The 20867-nt window shown below is 65.0% G+C and carries 22 protein-coding genes and 1 pseudogene; 9 read left to right on the plus strand and 14 right to left on the minus strand.

Features of this window, described 5'->3' with window-relative positions:
- Positions 1-81 precede the first annotated feature (81 nt).
- The 4 genes and pseudogenes from C2847_RS03120 to C2847_RS03135 all read right to left on the minus strand — a co-directional run.
- Entirely contained in the window at positions 82-519 is a 438-nt protein-coding gene (locus tag C2847_RS03120; RefSeq protein ID WP_105317029.1) for a DUF2267 domain-containing protein, read from the minus strand.
- Positions 520-638: 119 nt separating this feature from the next.
- The gene (locus C2847_RS03125; RefSeq protein ID WP_105317030.1) at positions 639-2285 is read right to left on the minus strand and encodes a long-chain-fatty-acid--CoA ligase; all 1647 of its coding nucleotides are present in this window, start codon (positions 2283-2285) and stop codon (positions 639-641) included.
- Between the two features lie 57 nt (positions 2286-2342).
- The gene (locus C2847_RS03130; RefSeq protein WP_105317031.1) at positions 2343-3296 is read right to left on the minus strand and encodes an MBL fold metallo-hydrolase; all 954 of its coding nucleotides are present in this window, start codon (positions 3294-3296) and stop codon (positions 2343-2345) included.
- A 284-nt stretch (positions 3297-3580) separates the two neighbouring features.
- Positions 3581-4125: pseudogene (locus C2847_RS03135) on the minus strand (phosphohexomutase domain-containing protein); the annotation flags it as partial.
- Between the two features lie 67 nt (positions 4126-4192).
- Here C2847_RS03135 and C2847_RS03140 point away from each other — a divergent pair.
- Both C2847_RS03140 and C2847_RS03145 read left to right on the plus strand, forming a co-directional pair.
- Complete coding sequence (locus C2847_RS03140; RefSeq protein ID WP_105317032.1) at positions 4193-6325, plus strand: ATP-dependent helicase; 2133 nt, start codon at positions 4193-4195, stop codon at positions 6323-6325.
- A 4-nt stretch (positions 6326-6329) separates the two neighbouring features.
- Positions 6330-7064 (plus strand): hypothetical protein, encoded by a 735-nt coding sequence (locus tag C2847_RS03145; RefSeq protein ID WP_105317033.1) that lies wholly within the window; start codon positions 6330-6332, stop codon positions 7062-7064.
- Here the strand turns inward: C2847_RS03145 and C2847_RS03150 are convergent.
- Complete coding sequence (locus C2847_RS03150) at positions 7052-7462, minus strand: disulfide bond formation protein B (RefSeq protein WP_105317034.1); 411 nt, start codon at positions 7460-7462, stop codon at positions 7052-7054. The genes C2847_RS03145 and C2847_RS03150 overlap by 13 nt on opposite strands.
- Positions 7463-7492: 30 nt before the next feature.
- Here C2847_RS03150 and C2847_RS12250 point away from each other — a divergent pair, with 30 nt between their 5' ends.
- Positions 7493-7642 (plus strand): C1orf53 family protein, encoded by a 150-nt coding sequence (locus tag C2847_RS12250; protein ID WP_164835623.1) that lies wholly within the window; start codon positions 7493-7495, stop codon positions 7640-7642.
- Here the strand turns inward: C2847_RS12250 and ftsY are convergent.
- The 3 genes from ftsY to gltX are packed head-to-tail and all read right to left on the minus strand — an operon-like array spanning position 7639 to position 10474.
- Positions 7639-8553, minus strand: coding sequence for a signal recognition particle-docking protein FtsY (gene ftsY, locus C2847_RS03155; protein ID WP_105317035.1), 915 nt, complete (start codon positions 8551-8553; stop codon positions 7639-7641). The genes C2847_RS12250 and ftsY overlap by 4 nt on opposite strands.
- A gap of 30 nt (positions 8554-8583) precedes the next feature.
- A complete protein-coding gene (locus C2847_RS03160) occupies positions 8584-9024 on the minus strand; it encodes a hypothetical protein (protein WP_105317036.1) in 441 nt (146 codons plus the stop codon).
- A gap of 31 nt (positions 9025-9055) precedes the next feature.
- A complete protein-coding gene (gene gltX / locus C2847_RS03165; RefSeq protein ID WP_105317037.1) occupies positions 9056-10474 on the minus strand; it encodes a glutamate--tRNA ligase in 1419 nt (472 codons plus the stop codon).
- Between the two features lie 54 nt (positions 10475-10528).
- Between gltX and lptB the strand changes: the two genes are divergently transcribed.
- Together lptB and C2847_RS03175 are read left to right on the plus strand one after the other, a co-directional pair.
- Positions 10529-11257 (plus strand): LPS export ABC transporter ATP-binding protein, encoded by a 729-nt coding sequence (gene lptB, locus C2847_RS03170; protein WP_015716479.1) that lies wholly within the window; start codon positions 10529-10531, stop codon positions 11255-11257.
- Between the two features lie 3 nt (positions 11258-11260).
- Entirely contained in the window at positions 11261-12667 is a 1407-nt protein-coding gene (locus C2847_RS03175; RefSeq protein ID WP_105317038.1) for a DUF3084 domain-containing protein, read from the plus strand.
- On the opposite strand, the gene prmC is transcribed toward C2847_RS03175, so the two are convergent.
- The 6 genes from prmC to rpmH all read right to left on the minus strand — a co-directional run bounded on the left by prmC (position 12575) and on the right by rpmH (position 16034).
- Positions 12575-13432 (minus strand): peptide chain release factor N(5)-glutamine methyltransferase, encoded by an 858-nt coding sequence (gene prmC, locus C2847_RS03180; RefSeq protein WP_105317039.1) that lies wholly within the window; start codon positions 13430-13432, stop codon positions 12575-12577. The two genes, C2847_RS03175 and prmC, sit on opposite strands and share 93 nt — an antisense overlap.
- Positions 13395-13985: a Jag family protein gene (locus tag C2847_RS03185; RefSeq protein ID WP_105317040.1), complete on the minus strand. Its 591-nt coding sequence runs from the start codon at positions 13983-13985 to the stop codon at positions 13395-13397. The genes prmC and C2847_RS03185 overlap by 38 nt, the downstream gene beginning before the upstream one ends.
- A 9-nt stretch (positions 13986-13994) precedes the next feature.
- On the minus strand, positions 13995-15290 hold the full coding sequence (locus C2847_RS03190) for a YidC/Oxa1 family membrane protein insertase (RefSeq protein WP_105317041.1): 1296 nt from the start codon (positions 15288-15290) through the stop codon (positions 13995-13997).
- Complete coding sequence (gene yidD, locus C2847_RS03195) at positions 15287-15544, minus strand: membrane protein insertion efficiency factor YidD (RefSeq protein WP_105317042.1); 258 nt, start codon at positions 15542-15544, stop codon at positions 15287-15289. The genes C2847_RS03190 and yidD overlap by 4 nt, the downstream gene beginning before the upstream one ends.
- A gap of 5 nt (positions 15545-15549) precedes the next feature.
- Positions 15550-15807 carry a ribonuclease P protein component gene (gene rnpA, locus C2847_RS03200; protein ID WP_239726212.1) on the minus strand — a complete coding sequence of 86 codons (258 nt, stop codon included), beginning with the start codon at positions 15805-15807 and terminating at the stop codon, positions 15550-15552.
- Positions 15808-15887: 80 nt separating this feature from the next.
- Positions 15888-16034: a 50S ribosomal protein L34 gene (gene rpmH, locus C2847_RS03205; protein WP_015716485.1), complete on the minus strand. Its 147-nt coding sequence runs from the start codon at positions 16032-16034 to the stop codon at positions 15888-15890.
- Positions 16035-16197: 163 nt separating this feature from the next.
- Between rpmH and C2847_RS03210 the strand changes: the two genes are divergently transcribed.
- The 4 genes from C2847_RS03210 to C2847_RS03225 are packed head-to-tail and all read left to right on the plus strand — an operon-like array spanning position 16198 to position 20844.
- Positions 16198-16959 carry an ABC transporter ATP-binding protein gene (locus C2847_RS03210; RefSeq protein ID WP_105317043.1) on the plus strand — a complete coding sequence of 254 codons (762 nt, stop codon included), beginning with the start codon at positions 16198-16200 and terminating at the stop codon, positions 16957-16959.
- Positions 16956-18890 (plus strand): long-chain fatty acid--CoA ligase, encoded by a 1935-nt coding sequence (locus tag C2847_RS03215; RefSeq protein ID WP_105317044.1) that lies wholly within the window; start codon positions 16956-16958, stop codon positions 18888-18890. The genes C2847_RS03210 and C2847_RS03215 overlap by 4 nt, the downstream gene beginning before the upstream one ends.
- Complete coding sequence (locus C2847_RS03220; protein WP_105317045.1) at positions 18887-19780, plus strand: branched-chain amino acid ABC transporter permease; 894 nt, start codon at positions 18887-18889, stop codon at positions 19778-19780. The genes C2847_RS03215 and C2847_RS03220 overlap by 4 nt, the downstream gene beginning before the upstream one ends.
- On the plus strand, positions 19777-20844 hold the full coding sequence (locus C2847_RS03225; RefSeq protein ID WP_105317046.1) for a branched-chain amino acid ABC transporter permease: 1068 nt from the start codon (positions 19777-19779) through the stop codon (positions 20842-20844). The genes C2847_RS03220 and C2847_RS03225 overlap by 4 nt, the downstream gene beginning before the upstream one ends.
- The last annotated feature ends 23 nt before the right edge of the window (positions 20845-20867 follow it).

Here is a 20867-nt window from a genome sequence, read left to right on the forward strand (position 1 = left end):
GCCCTTTTCCAGTGGTCCCCTGGCGCATGGGTATGCGGGGGGTGGATAAGTGCAAGTTTTGAGCTGAGGCTCCCCACCCGGTCAGCCTTGGGGCCAGAGCTCGCGGATCTCCTTGGGAAGCAGGTTCAGCACATCCCGGATCTCCCCTTGGGAAACCTTTTGGGAAAGCACCTTGAAGACCGCCCGGGTGGCAGCCTCGGGGTCCAGGGCAGGTCCCGAAGGCGTTTTGAGCTCCCGGGCCACATGGGCCAGGAAGGCTTCCTTGTGCCGCTCCTTGAGGGGCTTGCCCGTGGGGTCCCAGCCCTCGTAGAAGAGGCCCCGGATCAGCATGGGAAGCTCGGCGGCCAGCTGGGCGGTTTCCTCCACGGTGAGGCGATCCCTTAAGGCATGGAGCACGGCCCGCAGGGCCATGTACGCCCGGTGGCGGTCCTCTATGCCCAAGGTTTCCATGATCTCCTTCAACCAGCTGTGGCTCTTGTGGATGGTGGTGTCAAAGACCTCGAGGCCCGTGGCGCTCATACCTACCCCTCCTTTCCTTCACTTACCACCCTATATCTTGAGCATGCCCTTGTGAAGGGGCAGGATGTCCCCGGTCCGGGTTGGACGCGGAGGGCTTTCCTTGGCCTGCTTCCCTGGGGCTAGCGCTTGGCCGCTATCTCCTTGGTCAGCTCGCGCTTGAGGATCTTCCCCACGCTGGTTTTGGGCAGGCTGTCCCGGAACTGGATGATGCGGGGAACCTTGTAGGCGGCGAGGTTTTGCCGGCAGAAGGCTTCGATGTCCTTTTCCGTGACCCTGCCCCTGTAGGCTTCCTTGAGGACGATGAAGGCGGCCACGGTTTCCCCGCGGTAGGGGTCGGGTACGCCCACCACGGCGGCTTCCTGGACGGCTTCGTGCTGGTAGAGGACCTCTTCCACCTCGCGGGGGTAGATGTTGTAGCCGCCGGCGATGATCATGTCCTTTTTGCGGTCCACGATGTAGAAGTAGCCGTCCTGGTCCATTCGGGCTATGTCGCCGGTATAGAGCCAGCCGTCCTTGAGGGCCTTTTGGGTTTCCTCGGGGCGGTTCCAGTAGCCCTTCATGATGTTGGGGCCTTTGACGACGAGTTCGCCCACCTCTCCCAGGGGGACCTCCTGGCCCCCCTCGTCCACCACCTTGGCCTCCACCCCGGGGAAGGGTAGGCCCACGCTCCCCAGCTTGCGGACGCCATGGAGGGGGTTGCAGTGGGTCACGGGGCTTGCCTCGGTGAGGCCGTAGCCCTCCACCAGCTTGGCCCCCGTGAGCTGTTCAAAGCGGTCGGCCACCTCCAGGGGCAAGGGAGCGGAGCCCGAGATGCAAGCCCGTATGCTCCTTAGGTTCCGTTTCTCGATTCCCGGGAAGTGGTTAAAGGCCACGTAGAGGGTGGGCACCCCGGGGAAGAGGGTCACCCGGTGTTGTTCAATGGCCTCCACGATGGGTTTGATCTCCGGCCGGGGCAGAAGGACCAGCTTGGCCGCTCCCAAAAGGGCCAGGTTCATGGCCACGGTCATGCCGTAGACGTGGAAGAAGGGAATGGCCCCCAGCACCACCTCCTCCCCCTCCCGGAAATCGGGGATCCAGGAGCGGACCTGGAGGGCGTTGCTGGAGAGGTTCCGGTGGGTGAGCATGGCCCCCTTGGCCACACCCGTGGTTCCTCCCGTGTACTGCAGAAGGGCGAGATCGTCTAGGTCTAAAGGGACAGGCTGGGGCTTACCCGGCTTGAGGAAGACACGCCAGGGGGTGCCCTCGAGGCTCCTCGGGGTTTGGCCTTTCCGCTTGAGCATCAAGGGGTAGAGGAGATTCTTGGGGAAGGGCAGGTAGTCCTGAATACCTGTGCGCACCAGGACCCCCACCGGGGCCTCCGCCTTCACCTCCTGGTAGCGGGGAAGAAGAAGGTCCAGGATGACCAGGACCCTGGCCCCCGAGTCCCTGAGCTGGTGCCGCAGTTCTCGGGGGGTGTACATGGGGTTGGTGTTCACCGCCACGCCCCCCGCCAGAAGGGTGCCGTAGAAGGCGATGACGAACTGGGGGGAGTTGGGGAGCATGATGGCCACCCGGTCCCCGGGTTTCAGGCCGGCCTCCTGGAGGCCTCTGGCGAAGGCCTCCACCTCTTGCCAAAGGCCTCGGTAGCTAAGACTTCGCCCCAGGAACTCCAGGGCCACCTTATGGGGGTAGCGGCGGGTGTTTTCCCTCAGGAGATCGGTGAGCAGCCAGGGCCTGGGGGCCTCTTTGGGGACCCCGGGATCGTAGTGGGCGTACCAGGGATGCATGGCACCTCCTTGAACCGGGTCAAAGTTTACCCCCACCTGCGGCTTAGGGCAAGGGCTTTAGGCCCGGAAGTACCGGTAGGGGGGGCCTTCCCGCTTTACGTGCCCCTCGAGGCGCAGGTACTCCAGGTGGGCCAGGGTTTCCGCAAAGGCGAAGCGCCTGCCGGGGGCGTCCAGCTCCTGGGGGAAAAGCCTCAAGGAGAGTTCCCAGGCGGTCATGGGGGCTTGAAGGTGGGCGAGCAGGATTTCCAGGCGCTCCTGGTGATGGGCGACGAGCTCTTGGGCCCGCTTCCTCACCTCGAGGATGGGGCCGAAGTGCCCCGCATACGCCACCTTGGCTGGAAGCTCCATAAGGCGCTCTAAGGACGCCAGAAAGTCCTTTAGGGGGTTCTCCCGGGTGTAGGCCCAAAGGCCCACGTTGGGGGATACCCGTTCCAAGAGGGCGTCCCCTACCAGGAGGATTCCTTCCTCCTCCAGATAGAAGGCCACGTGCCCGTCCGCATGGCCAGGGGTCCAGATGACCCGGAGCTTCTTGCCGGCCACCTCCAGCACCTCCCCGTCCTTCAGGGGCGTGGGGTTTTGGGGAGGATGGACCCGCTCCCGGGTTTTGGCCATGGTTTCCCGAATGCCTAAAAGGGCTTCCTCCGGGGTGCCGTGGTCCAGGAAAAGCCGCCAGCTGGCCTCCTCAAAGGCTTCTGGCCGAAGCCAGAAGCGGTGGCCCCGTTCCACCTCCTCCTCGTGCAACCATACCCGGGCCCCAAGCCCTTCAAAAAAGCCCGCCAGGCCGTAGTGGTCCGGGTGGTGGTGGGTGAGGAGGACGGTCTTGACGTCGGTAAAGCAAAGGCCGAGCTCCGCCAGGCTGAGCTCCAGGGTGCCCCGGGCCGTCTTGGTGCCCAGGGCGGTGTCCAGGAGGGCCACCTCCCCGTTGCCCCTAAAAAGGTAGAGGTTTACCGTCTTCAAGGGGTAGGGGATGGGCACGGGAAGGAGGTAAAGACCGGGAAGAAGCTCCTTCATAGGAGGACCTGCAGGAGGAGAAGAGCGGCCAGGAAAGGATCCTTTTCCGGGAGGTGCCAGGGGAAGAGGTAGCCTCCCTCGCCGTCCGCCCGGACCTCCTTTCCTCCTAGGGCATGTCTAAGTTTTTCCAGGACTTCCTCCTGGGAAACCAGCTCCCCGCCGGGCAGGACCACGGCAAGGCGGTCCGCATCCCCATCCAGGGCGAAGCCCACCGCCGGGGGTTCCACCGCCTTCATGAGGACGAGGAGGGTGGGAAGGTTTTCCGGCTTGGGGTCGGGGTCCANTTGAAGACCCCGGGCAGCACCCCTCCTCCTGCTCCCCCCAGGGTGTCCAGGTAAACCACTCCCTTTTTTCCCTGGGCCCCCTGGCCGGCGCTTTGGGCCAGGTGCTCCAGGTAGGCCTTCTTCCGGTCCAGGACCTGGAAGCTTCCCCGCTTCTGCGGGGCCTCCTGGGGAAGGGCCATCCCTTCCGGGGAAAGGGGTTTCCCGGGGCCCAGGCGGAGCTTCACCCCCTGGAGGCGGGCGGGCTTGCGGCTGGCGGTGAGGTAAAACCCGGCTGCTTCCAGTTCCTTTAGGGCAAGGCCGAAAAGGGGCAAAGGGGAAGGGCCTTTCAGGAGGAAGGTTTCCAGGCCCATTCCCCCCAGGATCCCCGCTGCTTCCTCCGCCATCTCCTGGGCCAGGAAGCGGATGTCGTGGGCCACCACCACCCGGCGGATCCCGTCCGCCTCGAGCCTGGCTCCAAACCCCGCCGCCACCCGGGCCAGGTGGGCAAAGGTGAACCCCTTGGCGATCTCTCCTAGGAAGCCGTCTTGGGTGGAGTAGAGCTCCATGCCTTAAAGTCTACCCCGTGGTACACTCTCCCCCGTGGAGCTAGAGGGTCAGCGCGGTTCTTCGGGGATGCAGGGGCCCCAAAGCAGCCATCCTGGAGACGAGCTCCTTCGCTCCCTGAACGAAGCCCAGCGCCAGGCGGTCTTGCACTTTGAGGGACCGGCCCTGGTGGTGGCGGGAGCGGGAAGCGGCAAGACCCGCACCGTGGTCCACCGGGTGGCCTACCTCATCGCCAAGAGGGGCGTTTTCCCCTCGGAGATCCTGGCGGTCACCTTCACCAACAAGGCCGCTGAGGAGATGAAGGAGCGCCTCAGGCGCATGGTGAAAGGAGCGGGAGAGCTTTGGGTTTCCACCTTTCACTCCGCCGCCTTGCGCATCCTGAGGGTCTATGGGGAAAGGGTGGGGTTGAAGCCGGGGTTCGTGGTCTACGACGAGGACGACCAGACCGCCCTCATCAAGGAGGTGTTGAAGGAACTCGGCCTGGCCGCCAGACCCGGGCCCCTCAAGGCCCTTCTGGACCGCGCCAAGAACCGGGGGGAGGCTCCCGAGTCCCTGCTTTCGGAGCTCCCCGACTACTACGCCGGGCTCAGCCGGGGGAGGCTTCTGGACGTGCTGAAGCGCTACGAGGAGGCCCTCAAGGCCCAGGGGGCCTTGGACTTCGGGGACATCCTCCTCTATGCCCTGCGCCTCCTGGAGGGGGACCCTGAGGTCTTGAAGCGGGTCAGGAGGCGGGCCCGCTTCATCCACGTGGACGAGTACCAGGACACCAACCCCGTGCAGTACCGGTTCACCAAACTTTTGGCGGGGGAGGAGGCCAACCTCATGGCCGTGGGGGATCCGGACCAGGGCATCTACTCCTTCCGCGCCGCGGACATCAAGAACATCCTGGAGTTCACCCGGGACTTCCCTGGGGCCAAGGTGTACCGCCTCGAGGAGAACTACCGCTCCACCGAGGCCATCCTGCGCTTTGCCAACGCCCTCATCGTGAACAATGCCCTGCGCTTGGAGAAGACCTTGAGGCCCGTGAAGCCCGGGGGGGAGCCCGTTCGCCTCTACCGGGCCCGAGATGCCCGGGACGAGGCCCGCTTCGTGGCCGAAGAGATCCTGCGTTTGGGGCCTCCCTTCGACCGGGTGGCGGTCCTCTACCGCACCAACGCCCAAAGCCGCCTCCTGGAGCAGGCCCTGGCCTCCCGGGGGGTTCCAGCCCGGGTGGTGGGGGGGGTGGGGTTCTTTGAATGGGCGGAGGTGAAGGACCTTTTGGCCTACGCCCGCCTGAGCCTGAACCCCCTGGATGGGGTCAGCCTGAAGCGGGTGCTGAACACCCCTCCCCGGGGGATCGGCCCTGCCACGGTGGAGAAGGTGGAGGCCCTCGCCAGGGAAAAGGGGCTTCCCCTCTTTGAGGCCCTCGGGGTGGCGGCGGAGGTTCTGCCCCGCCCTGCCCCCTTGCGCCACTTCCTAGCCCTGATGGAGGAGCTCCAGGAACTGGCCTTTGGACCGGCAGAGGGCTTTTTCCGCCACCTCCTCGAGGCCACGGACTATCCCGCTTACCTGCGGGAGGCTTACCCTGAGGATCACGAGGACCGCCTGGAGAACGTGGAGGAGCTTCTCCGGGCGGCCAAGGAGGCGGAAGGGCTCATGGAGTTTCTGGACAAGGTGGCCCTCACCGCCCGGGCGGAGGAGCCGGGGGAGCCCGCGGGCAAGGTGGCCCTCATGACCCTGCACAACGCCAAGGGCCTGGAGTTCCCCGTGGTCTTCGTGGTGGGGGTGGAGGAGGGCTTGTTGCCCCACCGCTCCTCGGTGAGCACCCCGGAGGGCCTCGAGGAGGAGCGCCGCCTCTTCTACGTGGGGGTGACCCGGGCCCAGGAGAGGCTTTACCTTTCCTATGCCGAGGAGCGGGAGGTCTACGGGCGCACGGAGGCTACCCGGCCAAGCCGTTTCCTGGAGGAGGTGGAGGGGAGGCTTTACGAGGAGTACGACCCCTACCGGGCCTCGGCTAAGGTTTCCCCCTCCCCTGCCCCCAGTGAAGCCCGGGCCTCCAAGCCCAAGCCCGGGGCCTATAGGGGTGGGGAGAAGGTGATCCACCCCCGCTTCGGCCAGGGTACGGTGGTGGCGGCCATGGGGGACGAGGTCACGGTGCACTTTGAGGGGGTGGGCCTGAAGCGGCTTTCCCTCAAGTACGCCGACCTAAGGCCCGTGGGGTGAGGCCGTGCGCCCGGAGTATCAGAAAGTCCGCCCCCTGGTTTTCCTCCACCGGAAGCCTTCCCCCCTCTTTGACCGCCTGGTGGCCGAGGTCGCCACGTCCAGGCTTCCCCTTTTCCCCTATCCCGTGGAGGTAAAAGTGGCCCAGGATCCCTTGGCCCTCTTTCCCTGCCTGGCCCCTTTGGGCCTGGCCGGGGCGGTGTTGGCGGAGGCCCTGCCGCCTCCCAAGGACCTGGCCCCAGGCCTTTCCCTGGAGGCGGAGGCCCGGGAGGCGGGGCTTTTGGACCTGGTGGTGCCTCGGGTGGGGGGGCTGATGGGGCAGTACACGGAAGGGGTGGCCCTGGAGCGGTTCCTCTCCGCCCACTTCCCCGGGGCTAGGGGGCTATGGCTTGGGCCCTTACGGCCCTCCCTGGCCCCTTTCCTCAGGCCCCTGGGCCAGGTTTCCGTGGTGGCCTTAAGCTTCGCCGAAGGGGATAGCTTTTTGGCCCGCCTGCCGGAGCGGGCCCGGGGGTATGTGGCCTTGAGGCGGGAGGAGGTGGCGGCTCTGGCCCTCCAGGCCGACCTCCTCCTGTATGCTGGGGGGCGGTTTCCCCTCGAGCACCTCCAGCCCTTCCACGTCCTCCTGGCCCTTGCCCCTGTGGACCGGGGGGTGTACGAGCGGGCGCACGTGGCCTACTCCCCGGAAGACCTTTTGGCCTTCCAGGTGCGGGCGGTCCTCGAGGGCCTCGGCTACCCCCTTTGACGGGCCTCGCGGGCCAGAAGCCCCATGCTGAGGGCGATGAGGAGGAAGGCGATCAGGGCCTGCAAGGGGATGGGGAACTGGGGGATGTACTCCACGGAGCAGGGTACCGGAGGCTTGCAGGCCAGGGTGAAGAGGTCGGGGAAGCGCTGCTCCAGGAGGTGCAGGGTGCTGATGCTTCCTCCGATGAGGGAAAGGGTGAGGGCGTAAGGCCAGACGAAAAGGTCCTGCCGCCAAAGGGCCAGGCCCAAGAGGACCGCCTGCGGGTACATGAAGATGCGCTGGTACCAGCAGAGCTCGCAGGGCAAGAAAAGCCGCACCTCGGAGTAGTAGAGGCTTCCTAGGGTGGCCACCAGGGCCACCACCCAGGCGAAGGTGAGGAGGAGGGGACCGCGCCGCATCGGCTCAAGCATACCCCTAAGCTGGTTCTCGTGGAGGAGCAAGAGCTGAAGGAGGGCAAGGACTTTTACTGGGAAGAGGGGCGGATGGTCTTCACCGAGGCCTACCACCTTAAGCGCGGCTACTGCTGCGGTTCCGGGTGCCGCCACTGCCCGTGGCGAGGGGAGGAGAAGGAAGGCTAACCCTCCAGCAACGCCTCCACGAAGGCCTCGGCGTCAAAGGGCTGGAGGTCTTCCGGGCCCTCCCCCACCCCGATGAAGCGGATGGGCACCTTAAGGGTGCGCACGATGGGGATGAGGACCCCGCCCTTGGCGGTGCCGTCTAGCTTGGTGACGATGACCCCGGTGAGCCCCACCGCCTCGTGGAACTTCTTGGCCTGCTCGAGGCCGTTTTGCCCGGTGACGGCATCCAGCACCAGCCAGACCTCCTTGGGCTCCTCGGGGTCGGCCTTGGCGATGGCCCGCTTCACCTTCTTCAGCTCCTCCATGAGGTTGTGCTTGGTGTGGAGGCGGCCTGCGGTGTCCACCAGGAGGAGGTCGTACCCCCTGGCCTTGCGGGCGCTGGCGGCGTCAAAGGCCAAAGCGGCGGGGTCGGCCCCTTCTGGCCCTTGGATCACGGGGATGTCCAGGCGTTTTCCCCACTCGGAAAGCTGGGCTCCCCCCGCGGCGCGGAAGGTGTCCCCGGCGCAAAACATCACCTTCTTACCCAGGCTCTGGTAGTAGCGGCCCAGCTTGGCGATGGTGGTGGTCTTGCCCACCCCGTTCACCCCCACCACCAGGACCACGTGGCCCTGGGGTTCCACGGGCTTAGGGGTTTGCAGGCGGAAGCCCAGCTTCCTCAGGGTGGCCCGGCGCTCGTCCGGCTCCAGCATCTGGACGAGCTTCTCCTTAACCGCCTCCTTCAGGTCCTTCCGCCCCGAGGCCCTTACCTCGGCCAGGAGTTCCTCGGTGGCCTCGAGGCCCACATCGGCGGCAAGGAGGGCCATTTCCAGCTCCTCCAGGACCTCCTCGGGGCTTCCGCCCCAGGGGATGGCCTTGAGGAGGGTTTCCCGCGTCTTGGCGAGGCCGGCTTTCAATCGGTCAAAGAAGCCCATGGATTTCCATTCCCGTGCCCAGAGGGGCTTTTAGCGGAAGCTGACCCCAAGGGTGAAATGCCAGACCTTGGGGAAACTGGCAAAGCCGTAGACATACGTGGCCTCGGCGAAAAGGCCCGTATAGGGATCCAGAAGGCCCTCCAGCCCCCCGCTGAAGCTCACCCCTGCGGTGAGGCTTGGCCCCACCACGGCGCTGAGCCCCCCGCCGAAGTAGGGGAGAAGGCCCTTCAGGCTGGGGTCGTACTGGCCCAGGTCGGGTTTGAAGAGGAGGGTGCCCTCCAAGGCCACCCCCGGGGCTGCCGGGGCCAGCATGGCGGCAAGCCGGCCCGAGAGGTTCTGCCTCAGACGATGTTCCAGCCCAGCTCCAAAGGTAAGGCCCAAACCTTCCCCATAGCCGAACCGCATCTGAATGGCACTCTGGGCGCTGGCCGTTCCCAAAACAAGAAGGAGAGCAAGGAGAACCCGCCTCATGGCTCCAGTATACCCGGGCTTGTGGGGTGTTTCACGAAGCGCCTCCCTCCAGGGCCCGGGCCAGCCGGGCAAGGACCCGCTTCTTGCCGAGAAGGGCCATGATCTCGAAAAGCCCCGGGGTTTCCAGGCTTCCCGTGAGGGCGGCCCTTAAGGGCTGGGCCACCTGGCCGAGCTTCAGGCCCCGTTCCCGGGCGAAGCTCCGGAGAAGGGCGTCCAAGGCAGCCTCGCTCCAGTCCTCCTGGGCCCGTAGGAGGGGCTCCACCTCGCGAAGCACGGGAAGGCCTTCCCTCATCTTCTCCAGGGCCTTTTCCGTGAAAGGGTAGTCCTCGCTGAAAAGGTAGGGGGCCTTTTCCGGAAGCTCCTTGAGGGTGTCAAACCGGGGGCGCATGAGCTCCACCGCCCGCCTCAGGTAGGCCTCGCTGGGCCAGGAAAGCCCGGCTGCCTGCAAAAAGGGCTTCGCCCGCTCCGCTACCTCCTCCAGGGGGAGGACCTCGCGGATGTACTTGCCATTGAGCCAGCGGAGCTTCTCCAGGTCGAAGACCGGGCCTCCCAGGGAAACCCGCTCCCAGGTGAAGGCCTCGATGAGCTCCTCGAGGGTGAAGATCTCCCGCCCGTCGGGCATGGAAAAGCCCATGAGGGCCAGGTAGTTGCGCAGGGCCTCGGGCAAGAACCCCTCGGCCCGGTACCACTCCAGGGAGGTGTGGCTCTTCCGCTTGCTGATCTTGGTCTTGTCGGGGTTTCTAAGGAGGGGCATGTGGTAGAACTTGGGCACCTCCCAACCGAAGGCCCGGTAGAGGAGAACGTGGATAGGGGTGGAAACCAGCCATTCCTCGGCCCGTATCACATCCGTTACCCCCATGAGGTGGTCGTCCACCACGTTGGCCAGGTGGTAGGTGGGGTACCCATCGGACTTGAGGAGGACCACGTCGGGGATCTCCTGGTTGTCGTAGGCCACCACCCCCCTGAGCTCGTCCCTCACCTCGGTGGTCCCGGGCCTCGGCACCTTCAAGCGGATCACGTGGGGCTCGCCCCTCTTAGCCCGCGCCTCCGCCTCCTCGGGGGGGATGCTGCGGGCGCGGCCGTCGTAGCCACCCTTTTCCTTGCGGATTCTTTCCAGCTCCTCCGGGGTCTCGAAGGCCCGGTAGGCCCACCCCCGCTTGAGGAGTTCCTCGGCGTGCTTTTGGTAGAGGGGTAGCCGTTCCGACTGCCGGTAGGGGGCGTGGGGCCCGCCAATATCCGGCCCCTCGTCGTAGGAGATGCCGAGCCACTTCAAAGCGGCCAGGATGCGCTCCTCCGCCCCCGGCACATAGCGGGTGCGGTCGGTGTCCTCGATGCGCACCAGGAAGCGCCCCCCCTTCTTCCTGGCCCAGACGTAGTTGAAAAGGGCGATATACGCTGTCCCCACATGGGGGTCCCCCGTGGGGCTTGGGGCGATGCGGGTCACCACCATACCTCGCCCATTATCTCACCCGGGACTAAAGGTTGGGGCTTAGGCTTTAGGGTAATGGACGGGGAGCTTCTGGCAGAAGGGTTGCGCAAGCGCTACGGCCCCAGGGAGGTGGTGCGGGGGGTGGACTTAAGCCTCAAGCGGGGGGAGATCGTGGCCCTCTTCGGCCCCAACGGGGCGGGGAAGACCACCACCTTCTACATGATGGTGGGCTTCATAAGGCCCACGGGGGGGCGGATCTTCCTTAAGGGACGGGAAATAAGCCAGCTTCCCATGTACCGCCGGGCCCGCTTGGGCCTGGGTTACCTGCCCCAGGAGCCTTCCGCCTTCCGCCGGATGACGGTGCTGGAGAACCTCCTGGCCGTCTTGGAGTTCCAGCCCCTTTCCCGGGCGGAGCGCCTGGAGAAGGCCAAGGCCCTTTTGGAGGAACTGGCCATCTACCATCTAAAGGACCAGATGGCCTATGCCCTTTCCGGTGGGGAAAGGAGGCGGCTTGAGATGGCGCGGGCCCTGTGCACCGACCCCGATTTCATCCTTCTGGATGAGCCCTTTACCGGGGTGGACCCCAAGAACGTGAAGGAGATCCAAAAGGTCATCGCCGAGCTCCGGGAGAGGCGGGGGGTGGGGGTTTTCATCACCGACCATGCGGTGCGGGAAACCCTGGCCATCACCGACCGGGTCTACGTGATGTATGACGGTCAGATCCTCTTCCACGGGGATCCCGACACCTTTGCCCGGGACCAGGGGGTGAGGCGGCACTATTTGGGCGAGGACTACGAGCTTTAGCCCATGACCTTCTGGGCCCTCCTCATCCTCATCCTTTCCCTCGCTGCCCTGGTGGCCTACCTGGGCGACCGGGTGGCCAAGTGGGCGGGGAAGCGGCACTACCGCCTTTTGGGCCTCAGGCCCCGGCAGACAGCCACCCTGGTGGCGGTGCTCACCGGGGTGGGGATCGCCCTCTTCAGCTACCTGGGATTTCTCCTGGTGTTCCGGGAGGCCCGGGAGGTGATCCTCGAGGCCCAGGCCATCCGGGCCGAGCGGGATCGGCTTCGGCAGGAGCAGCAGCTCCTCCTGGAGGCCAAGGCGGCCATGGAGGCCGAGGCCAGCAGGACCCTGGCGGAGCTGAATGCCTTGCGGGCGGAGAGGAAGGACCTTGTCCTGGCCTTGGAACAGGCGGGGGCGGCGAGAAAGCGGCTGGAGGAGGAGGTCCGAACCCTAGCTTCTCAGGTCAAGGCCTTACAGGGGGAGAGGAGGGCGCTGCTTAAGGAGCGGGCGGACCTCGAGGCGGAGCGCCAGGCTCTTTCCCAGCTTCTTGCGGAAAGGAACCGGGCGTTCTCCGAGAGGACCAGGGAGCTCAAGGCCCTGGAGGGCCGCCTTCGCGCCCTGCAACAGGCGGCGGAGCGGGCGGAAGGGGAAAAGGCCAGGCTTTTGGCGGAGAGGAAGCGCCTTCAGGAGGAGGTGCTGGGGGCTTTTGCTCGCCTGGAGGAGGCCCGAAGGCAGCGCCAGGCCCTGGCGGAGGAGGTGGAGGCCCTTAAGGCCAGCTTGGGCAAGGCCCGGGAGGAGCTCCGCCAGACGGAGGAACGGGTGAGAAGCCTCCTGGTGCAGGCGGAGGCGCTGCAGGGGGAGAGGGGCCAGCTGGCCCAAAGCCTGGTGCGCTTGAGCCAGGGCCTCTACCTGGGGGAGGTGCGCCTGGGGGCGGAGGAAGGGAAGGAGGTTCTGGAACGGGTGGCCGAGCGCCGGGCCCTTCTCCAGGGCTTCCGGGGGGTGGAGCTTTTGGACGCTCCCGTGGGCCCGGGGCTTGCGGTGCTGGAGGGGGCGGGGTACCGGGAGGGGAGGCTTTTGGTACGGGTGCGCTTTTACCCCGAGCGCAAGGCCTTCGCTGCCGGGGAGGTTCTAGCGGCCCGCACCTTCCGCCTTTCCACCCAGGCCCGCAACCAGGAGGTCCTCGAGGGCCTGGGGGAGGCCGTGCGGCAACGGCTTTTGCAGGCAGGGTATGCCCCGGAATACGCCACCTTTCCCTCGCCGGAGGAGCTGGCCCGCGGCCTCGCCCTTCTTCAGGGGAAAAGGGGAGTGGTGCGGGTGGGGGTGGTGGCTGCCAAGGAGCTATGGACCACGGAGAAGCCCCTTCTCTCCTTCCAGCTCCTGGGAGGGCCTCCGGGCCAGGAGGTACCGGTCCCGACCCGCCAAATCCCTTAGCACCTCTACTCCTTCCCAGCCCATGGCCTTTAGTTCCTGGGCCAGAAGCCCCACGTTTTCCGGGGCAAGTTCCAGGAGGAGGAACCCGCCCGGCTTGAGGGCCTTCCTGGCCTCCTGGGCCAGGGGCCGGGCCACATCCAGCCCCTCCCTTCCCGCGTAAAGGGCCTGGGGGTTTTCAAAGGCCAGCTCCCTGGGAGCCGGGGACCGGTAGGCCTCGGGGAGGTAGGGAGGGTTGGAGACGATTAGGTCCAGATCCTTCACCCCGCCGGTGAGGGGAGCCTGGAGAAAGGTTACCTCTAGCCCCAGCCTGCAGGCGTTCTCCCGGGCCAAGGCCAGGGCCTTGGGATCGGTATCCGTGGCCCACACCTGGGCCTCCGGGAGGTGTTTTTTGAGGGCCAGGGTGATGGCCCCGGTGCCCGTGCCCACGTCCAGGATACGGGGAACCTCGGGCAGGGGAAGCCCTAGGGCCAGCTCCACCAGGCCCTCCGTCTCGGGCCTGGGGATGAGGATGCCCTCTTGCACCTTTAGGGGGAGGCCGAAGAACTCCACCTCCCCCAGCAGGTACTGCAAGGGGTAGCCCCCAAGGCGCTTTTCTAGGAGGGCCAAGGCCCTGGCTTCGGTCCCTGGGGGCGGGGTCCGGGATAGGCTGAGGAGAAGGTCCTTACGGGAAAGGCCCGAGGCCAAGGCCAGGAGGTCCCAGGCCTCCTTTTCCGGGAGCCCTTTAGCCTTAAGCCTTCTTTCCAATTCCCGAAGGAGCCTGATCACGGGGATAAACCACCACGTGCCTTTCCTCCCCCTCCCCCTGGCTTTCCGTGGTCACCTGGGGGTGGTTTTTGAGGAGGATGTGGATGATGCGCCTTTCCGAGGGACGCATGGGGGGGAGGTGGAGGGGTTCCTTGGTCATGGCCACGGTGAGGGCGGCCTCCTCAGCAAGCTTGCGGATCTTTTCCTCCTGGCGCTTGCGATAGCCAGCGGCGTCCAAGACCACGCGGTAGGCCCCGCCGAAGTGCTTGGCTAGCACCACCCCGGCCAGGTACTCCACGGCCTTTAGGGTGCGTCCCTCCTTGCCGATGAAGCGCCCCAGGTCCCCGCCCTTGACCTCCGCCTTGAGGAGGTTTCCCTCCTGGTGAATCTCCACGTAGTGGGCGGGGTCCAGGCGCAGCAAAAGGCCCACCAGGAAGCTCTCCAGCACCTCTTTGGGCCCCTTTTGCGTGGGGCCGGCCCTCCCGGCTTCTTTTAACTCCACTCCCAGCGGGGCTTCCTCCAGTATCCCCAGGTCGGAGAGGAGGTCGTCGATGCTCTTTTTCTTCTCGTCCATGCCCTCAGTTTACGCCGCCAGGGGCTTAAGGCTTTTGTTGATCAGCCATTGCTGCACCAGGCCGATGAGGTTGGAGAGCACCCAGTAGAGGGTCACCCCCGAGGGGAACTGCAGGACCAGGAAGACGAAGATCAGGTTCATGAAGAGGCTTTGCCGGATGAGGTCCTTGTTCCCGTGGGCGGAAAGCCAGGTGGAGAGGAAGGTGGAGGCCACGTAGAGGGCGGGGAGGATGTAGAAGGGGTCGGGGAGGGCCAGGTCGGGGATCCAGAGGAGGCCCTGGCCGAATTCGTAGTTGGCGATCACCTTCCAGAGGATGAAGAGGATGGGCATCTGGATGAAAAGGGGCAGACAGCCGGCGGCGGGGTTTACCTTGTGCTCCTGGTAGAGCTTCATGGTGGCCTCCGCCCGCTTGTTGGGATCGTCCTTGTACTTCTCGTTGATCTTCTGGATGAGGGGCTGGAGGCGTTGCATCTCCGCCATGCTCTTGAACTGCTGGTGCATGAGGGGCCAAAGGAGGAGGCGCACCACCAGGGTCAAGAAGAGGATGGCCAGGCCCCAGCTACCCGTGTAGCGGAAGGCGGTCTCCATGAGCCAGAGGAGGCCCAAGGAGAGCTGGCCCCAGACGTTAGGGGTGAAGAGGCCGGGAAGGGAGAGAAGGCCCTCCACGTGGAAGCGAACCAGCTCGTTCTGGCCCCCGTAGACCTTCAGGGTTTCCCCGGGAGCCAGGGTAAGGGTGGCCTCCTTGCCCACCAGCTTGCCCGGTAAGGGCTCCTGGGCGAAGGCCACCAGGGCGTAGCCCGCCTTGGGCTTGGTCTGCCAGGCCAGGTAAACCAGCTGGCCCTCCCCGCTCGGGGTGGGTTCCTTTTGCCCTTGTAGGAGCACCTTGGGGCTTCCTTGGGCGGAAAGCCTCAGGGTGAGGGAGAAGTCGGCGCTGATCTGGACGGTGTACCGCCCCTTTTCGATGCGGTAGGTGAGGGTGCCCTCCTGGCCCTGGAAACGGGCCAGAAGGCGGCCATCCTCCACCCGGTACTCCGCTTTCTTTGGGGTAAAGCCCACCGGGGCCACCACGGGGCCGTTGCCGCTCAGGTTGGGAGCGCGGGTGTAGTCGTTGAAGGCCGTGCCCTTGTAGGTCTTCACGTACCAGCCCACCACCTGGCCCTTCTGGTCAAAGGCCAGGTCCATGAGGTTGGTGACGGCGATCTTCTCCGGCACCCTGTCCCCGTTTACGTCCTGGTCCTTGAAGCCCGCCTCGAGGGCCAGGGCGCTCAGGCCCAGCAGGAAAAGGAGGGGTAAAAGCCTCTTCATCGTGTCTCCTTGTGGGTCTTAACGGTTCTCCTGGGTGGGAAGACCAGGGGCACCGGGTCCAGCCCCCCGGGGTGCAAGGGATGGCATTTCAGGATGCGCCTTGCCGCCAGGTAGGTACCCCATAGGGCCCCGTGGCGCTCCAGGGCCTCGAGGGCGTAAGCGGAACAGGTGGGGTGAAAGCGGCAGGTCTTAGGTTTTAGGGGGGAGATGAACCTGCGGTATGCCTTGACCAGAAGGATCAGTAAGCCGCGCACGCTGCCTATTGTATCAGCCCGCTCTTCTTGAGGGCGCGGATGAGGTCTTGGAAGAGCTCGGCGTAGGTGGCCTCCCGGGCCTCGGGGCTTGCGATCACCAGGAGGTGGGCCTTGGGGAGGTGGAGGCGGCGGAGGATCTCCCTTAGGCGGCGCTTGATGCGGTTGCGCACCACCGCTTTGCCCACCTTCTTGGACACCACGATCCCCACCCTGAGCTCGGGGGCGGGGAGCCACTTAACGTTCAAAAAACGGCCCCGCCCCATGCGTCCTTGGCGGAGCCTTTGGAATGCCCGGTCGCCCTTTAGGGAAAGGAGTTTACCCCCCGCCGCAGGGGGGGGTTGGCTCAGGCGTTCACCCTGGGGGTGAGGCGCCAGCGGCCCTTCTGCCTTCTCCGCTTCAACACCTTCCTGCCGCCTGGGGTCCTCATGCGGGCCCGGAAGCCGTGGGTCTTGGCCCGCTTCCTCCGGTTGGGTTGCCAGGTCCTTTTCATCCATTTCCCTCCCTGGGGCTTTGGCCCCCAATACCTTAAAGAGTGTAGCATAAGAAGGGCTATACAGGGTCTAACGGTTTTTTACACCCTGGCAAGAGAGCGTTGACATCCGTTTTGCCTTCCCCTTATACTTCTCCCCAAACGGCTGTTAGGGAGGAGGTCCGTGGCCCAGCTTTTGGTGGAGAACATCACCCTAACCTTTGGCGGCGTGGCTGCTCTTTCGTCGGTTTCCCTGGCGGTGGAAGAGGGGGAGCTGGTTTCCGTCATCGGTCCCAACGGGGCGGGGAAGACCAGCCTTTTAAACTGCATATCGGGCTTCTACCACCCCCAGCGAGGTCGCATCCTCTTTGAGGGGCACGAGATCACCCGCGCAAGCCCCCATGAGGTGACCCGTCTGGGCATCGCCCGCGCCTTCCAGAACATAGAGCTATTCTCTGGTCTCACGGTGCTGGAAAACCTCATGCTGGCCCGGCACACCCACCTGGGCTACAACCTTGTCCAGGCCGGGGTCTTTTACGGCAAGGCTTTTGCCAAGGAGGTGGAAAACCGCCGGGTGGTGGAGGAGGTCATCGACTTCATGGAGCTGGAACCCTATCGCAAGGCCTTGGTGGGGAACCTCCCCTACGGGGTCAGGAAGCGGGTGGAGGTGGCCCGGGCCCTTTCCCTTTCCCCCAAGCTCCTTCTTCTGGATGAGCCCATGGCGGGGATGACCCTCGAGGAGAAGGAGGACATGGTCCGCTTCATCCTGGAGATCCGGGCCCAGGGCACCACGGTGATCCTCATCGAGCACGACCTGGGAGTAGTTATGGACATCTCTGACCGGGTGTATGTGCTGGACTTCGGCCAGGTGATCGCCGAGGGAGTGCCGGAGGAAGTGGCCAGGAATCCCCGGGTCCAGGAGGCCTACCTAGGGGTGGAGGCATGAAGGTCCTAAGGCCCTCCTACGAGATGAAGCGCTACACCCTGCCCCAGCTTCTGCGCCTCAGGGCGGAGCAGGAGGGGGACAGGGTGGCCTTGAGGGAAAAGGACTACGGGATCTGGAACGAGATCACCTATGCGGAGTACTACGAGAGGGTCCTCCTCTTCGCTCACGGCCTCCTCTCCTTGGGATTCGAACCGGGGGAGAGGCTGGCCATCATCGCCGACAACATCCCGGAGTGGCTCTATGCGGAACTCGGCGCCCAGGCGGTCCGGGGGATCAGCGTGGGGGTTTATCAAAGCAGCCTTCCCGCCGAGATCGCCTACATGCTTCAGTACACGGGGGCCAGCTTCGTGCTCGCCGAGGACCAGGAGCAGGTGGACAAGCTCTACGAGATCCGAAGCGAGATCCCAAAGGTCCGCCACGTGATCTACGAGGATCCCAAGGGCATGCGGGGCTACCGGGACCCCTGGCTCCTTTCCTTTGAGGAGGTGCTGGAGTGGGGCCGGGAGCACCGGAGGAAACACCCCGAGGCCGTGGAAAAACTCCTCCTCGAGGCGAGCCCCGAGGAGGTTTGCCACCTTTCCTCCACCTCCGGCACCACGGGAAGGCCCAAGGCGGCCATGCTCCGCCACCGCAACCTCATCCACATGGGGGTGGCCCTGCAGGAGGTGGACCCCCTCTTGCCCACGGACGATTACCTCTCCTTCCTTCCCCTGGCCTGGATCGGGGAGCAGATGATGTCGGTGGCCATGGCCCTCACCGGAGGCTTCGCCGTGAACTTCCCCGAGGCGGTGGAAACCGCCCTGCAGGACCTAAAGGAGATCGGCCCCCATGTGATGTTCAGCCCTCCCAGGGTCTGGGAGAGCATCCAAAGCAACATCTGGGTGCGCATGTCGGAGTCCTATGCCTTCAACCGCTTCGTGTACGAGAGGCTTTTGAGGATAGGCTACCGTGCGGCGGACTACCGCATGCGGGGGAAGCCCATGCCTCTTGGGCTACGCCTGGCCTACTGGCTGGCGGACCAGGTGCTCTTCAGACCCTTGCGGGACCAGCTGGGCTTTTTGCGCCTGAGGCGGGCTTATACGGGGGGTGCTGCCCTGGGCCCCGATGTCTTCCGCTTCTTCCACGCCATCGGGGTAAACCTGAAGCAGATCTACGGCCAGACCGAGATCATCGGCATCGCCTTCGTCCACCGGGATGGGGATGTGCGTCACGATACCGTGGGCCTGCCCATCCCCGGCACCGAGGTCCGCATCAGCGAGGAGGGGGAGATCCTCTGCCGCTCCGATGCGGTCTGCGCCGGGTACTGGGAGCGCCCCGAGGCCACGGCGGAAACCTTCCGGGATGGCTGGCTTCACACGGGGGACGCCGGCTACCTCACGGAGGAGGGACACCTGGTGGTCATCGACCGGCTTTCCGACGTGATGCGCACGGAGAAGGGCACGGTCTTCAGCCCCCAGTTCGTGGAGAACAAGCTGAAGTTCTCCCCTTACATCAAGGAAGCGGTGGTCTTCGGGGACCGCAAGCCCTATTTGGGGGCCTTCATCAACATAGATCCCCAGACGGTGGGCAAGTGGGCGGAGGACCGGGGGCTGGCCTACACCACCTACCTGGACCTCTCCTTGAAGCCCGAGGTGGCCGAACTCGTCCGCAAAGAGGTGGAGAAGGTGAACCAGGAGCTTCCCGAGGACCTCAAGATCCGGCGCTTTGTCCTGCTCTACAAACTTCTGGATGCCGACGATGAGGAGCTCACCCGCACCGGCAAGGTGCGCCGGGGCCTCATCGCCAAGAAGTACGCTCCCTTGGTGGAGGCCTTGTACTCCCGGGCCGAGGCGGTGGAGGTGGAGGCGGAATACCGCTACCAGGATGGGACCGTCCAGCGGGTGCGGGCCCAGGTGCCGGTCTTGGACCTAAGGGAGGAGGTGGTGGCGTGAGCTTCCTCTTGCAGCTCCTCTTTTCTGGCATTGTCCTGGGCTTGGTCTACGCCCTGGCGGCCCTGGGCTTCGTCCTCATCTACAAGGCCAGCCGGGTGGTGAACTTCGCCCAAGGGCAGTTCATCGCCATAGGGGCCTTTTTGGCCTACTGGGCCATGGTGTCCCTGGGGGCACCCTTCCTCCTGGCGGCCGCCTTAGCCCTGGCCCTGACTGCCCTTTTGGGCTTTGGGGTGGAGCGGGTTTTCCTCAAGCGCCTGGTGGGCCAGCCCATCATCTCGGTCATCATGGCCACCATTGGCTTGGCCTCCCTGCTGGACGGCCTCATCCACCTCACCCCCTATGGGGCGGGGAACTTTAGCTATCCCAGCTTCCTTCCCGCAGGAGGGGTGACGCTTCTTGGGGTGCAGATCTCCTATGCCCAGCTTTTGGCCATGGGCTTCACCCTGCTCTTTCTCCTGGCCTTCACCTGGTTCTTCCAGCGTTCCACCTTGGGCGTGGCCATGCGCAGCGTGGCCGACGACCAGATGGCGGCCATGAGCCTAGGCGTATCCGTGGAGAAGGTGTTCGCCCTGGCCTGGGCGGCGGCGGGGCTTACGGCGGCGGCCGCAGGGATAGTGGTGGGGACCATCTCTGGCCTTAACCTGGATGGCCTGGTGCACATCGGCCTTCGGGTTTTTCCCGTGGTGATCTTGGGGGGACTGGATTCCATCCCGGGGGCGGTGGTGGCGGGGATCCTCATCGGGGTCTTGGAAAACCTGGCCGCAGGCTTCCTGGACCCCTTTATACCCGGCGGGGGTACTCGGGATGTCTTCCCCTTCCTGGTTTTGCTCTTGGTCCTTTGGTTCAAGCCCCATGGTCTTTTTGGTACGGAGGAGATTGAGCGCGTATGAGAAACCCCTGGGCCCAGACTGGAAACTACCGCACCTCGTACCAACAGGACACCAGCATCTTTGCCACCCATCGGGAGCTGGTTTCCCTTCTTCTCTTCCTGGGCTTTCTTCTGGTTCTACCCCTCTTCCTCTCCCGCACGCAGGTCTTCATCCTGGACCTGATCCTGGTGTACAGCATCGCGGTTTTGGGGCTGAACATCACCACCGGCTACGCCGGCCTCATCAACATCGGCCAGGCGGCCTTCATGGGGGTGGGGGCGTATACCGCGGCCCTTTTGGCCCCTCAGGGGCTCCCCTTCTGGCTGGTCATCCCGCTTGGGGGTTTGGTAGCGGCTCTTTTTGGCTACCTGGTGGGCATCCCCAGCCTGCGGGTCAAGCACCTTTACCTGGCCCTGGCTACCTTAGCCTTCCAGGTGGTCTTTGAGTGGATCGTGGGGCACCTGCCCCTCCTGAAGCAGGGCGGGGCCATGGACATGCCCCGGGCCAGCTTTTTGGGATACGAGGCAGGCTTTCGCAACCACTTCCACTTCTGGTACTACGTTTCCCTGGTGGTTTTGGTCCTTCTTGCGGTCTTCTTCCGCAACCTCCTGCGCACCCGCTACGGGAGGGCTTTGGTGGCGGTGAGGGACAACGACCGGGCTGCGGACGCCATGGGCATGGACCCAGGGCGCACCAAGCTCTTCGCCTTTGCCCTGGGGGCCTTTTACGCCGGGGTGGCGGGGGTGCTTTACGCCTACCTTTCCCGGGCCGTGGTCATAGAGGACTACACCTTTGCGGTTTCCATCAAGCTTTTGGCCATGGCCATCGTGGGAGGGTTGGGTACCCTGGTGGGGAGTTTTCTGGGTCCGGTTTTCCTGGAGCTCTTGGATGTGAACATGGAGGCGCTTTCCAACCTCATCAAGGCCCTGGGCTTCAGCGTGGCCGGGGTGGATGTGGCCAGCGCCTTAAGGCCCTTGGCCTTCGGTCTCATCATCGTGCTCTTCCTGATGTTTGAGCCCAGGGGGCTTTACAACTGGTGGCGGATCGTGCGAAGCTACTTCCGCACCTGGCCCTTCAAGTACTAGGCAACCCCCCTTATGGGGTTGGC

It is taken from the genome of Thermus tenuipuniceus (assembly GCF_002964845.1).
In the GTDB taxonomy this organism is placed as follows: domain Bacteria; phylum Deinococcota; class Deinococci; order Deinococcales; family Thermaceae; genus Thermus; species Thermus tenuipuniceus.

Bases quoted from the DNA above. Each gene is read 5' to 3' on its own strand.
- C2847_RS03175 (WP_105317038.1), top strand. From the start codon at position 11,261: ATGACCTTCTGGGCCCTCCTCATCCTCATCCTTTCCCTCGCTGCCCTG.
- C2847_RS03130 (WP_105317031.1), bottom strand. From the start codon at position 3,296: ATGAAGGAGCTTCTTCCCGGTCTTTACCTCCTTCCCGTGCCCATCCCC.
- lptB (WP_015716479.1), top strand. From the start codon at position 10,529: ATGGACGGGGAGCTTCTGGCAGAAGGGTTGCGCAAGCGCTACGGCCCC.
- C2847_RS03185 (WP_105317040.1), bottom strand. From the start codon at position 13,985: ATGGACGAGAAGAAAAAGAGCATCGACGACCTCCTCTCCGACCTGGGG.
- C2847_RS03125 (WP_105317030.1), bottom strand. From the start codon at position 2,285: ATGCATCCCTGGTACGCCCACTACGATCCCGGGGTCCCCAAAGAGGCC.
- C2847_RS03225 (WP_105317046.1), top strand. From the start codon at position 19,777: ATGAGAAACCCCTGGGCCCAGACTGGAAACTACCGCACCTCGTACCAA.
- ftsY (WP_105317035.1), bottom strand. From the start codon at position 8,553: ATGGGCTTCTTTGACCGATTGAAAGCCGGCCTCGCCAAGACGCGGGAA.
- rnpA (WP_239726212.1), bottom strand. From the start codon at position 15,807: ATGGGGCGGGGCCGTTTTTTGAACGTTAAGTGGCTCCCCGCCCCCGAG.
- C2847_RS03190 (WP_105317041.1), bottom strand. From the start codon at position 15,290: ATGAAGAGGCTTTTACCCCTCCTTTTCCTGCTGGGCCTGAGCGCCCTG.
- gltX (WP_105317037.1), bottom strand. From the start codon at position 10,474: ATGGTGGTGACCCGCATCGCCCCAAGCCCCACGGGGGACCCCCATGTG.
- C2847_RS03150 (WP_105317034.1), bottom strand. From the start codon at position 7,462: ATGCGGCGCGGTCCCCTCCTCCTCACCTTCGCCTGGGTGGTGGCCCTG.
- C2847_RS03120 (WP_105317029.1), bottom strand. From the start codon at position 519: ATGAGCGCCACGGGCCTCGAGGTCTTTGACACCACCATCCACAAGAGC.
- rpmH (WP_015716485.1), bottom strand. From the start codon at position 16,034: ATGAAAAGGACCTGGCAACCCAACCGGAGGAAGCGGGCCAAGACCCAC.
- C2847_RS03215 (WP_105317044.1), top strand. From the start codon at position 16,956: ATGAAGGTCCTAAGGCCCTCCTACGAGATGAAGCGCTACACCCTGCCC.
- C2847_RS03140 (WP_105317032.1), top strand. From the start codon at position 4,193: ATGCAGGGGCCCCAAAGCAGCCATCCTGGAGACGAGCTCCTTCGCTCC.
- C2847_RS03160 (WP_105317036.1), bottom strand. From the start codon at position 9,024: ATGAGGCGGGTTCTCCTTGCTCTCCTTCTTGTTTTGGGAACGGCCAGC.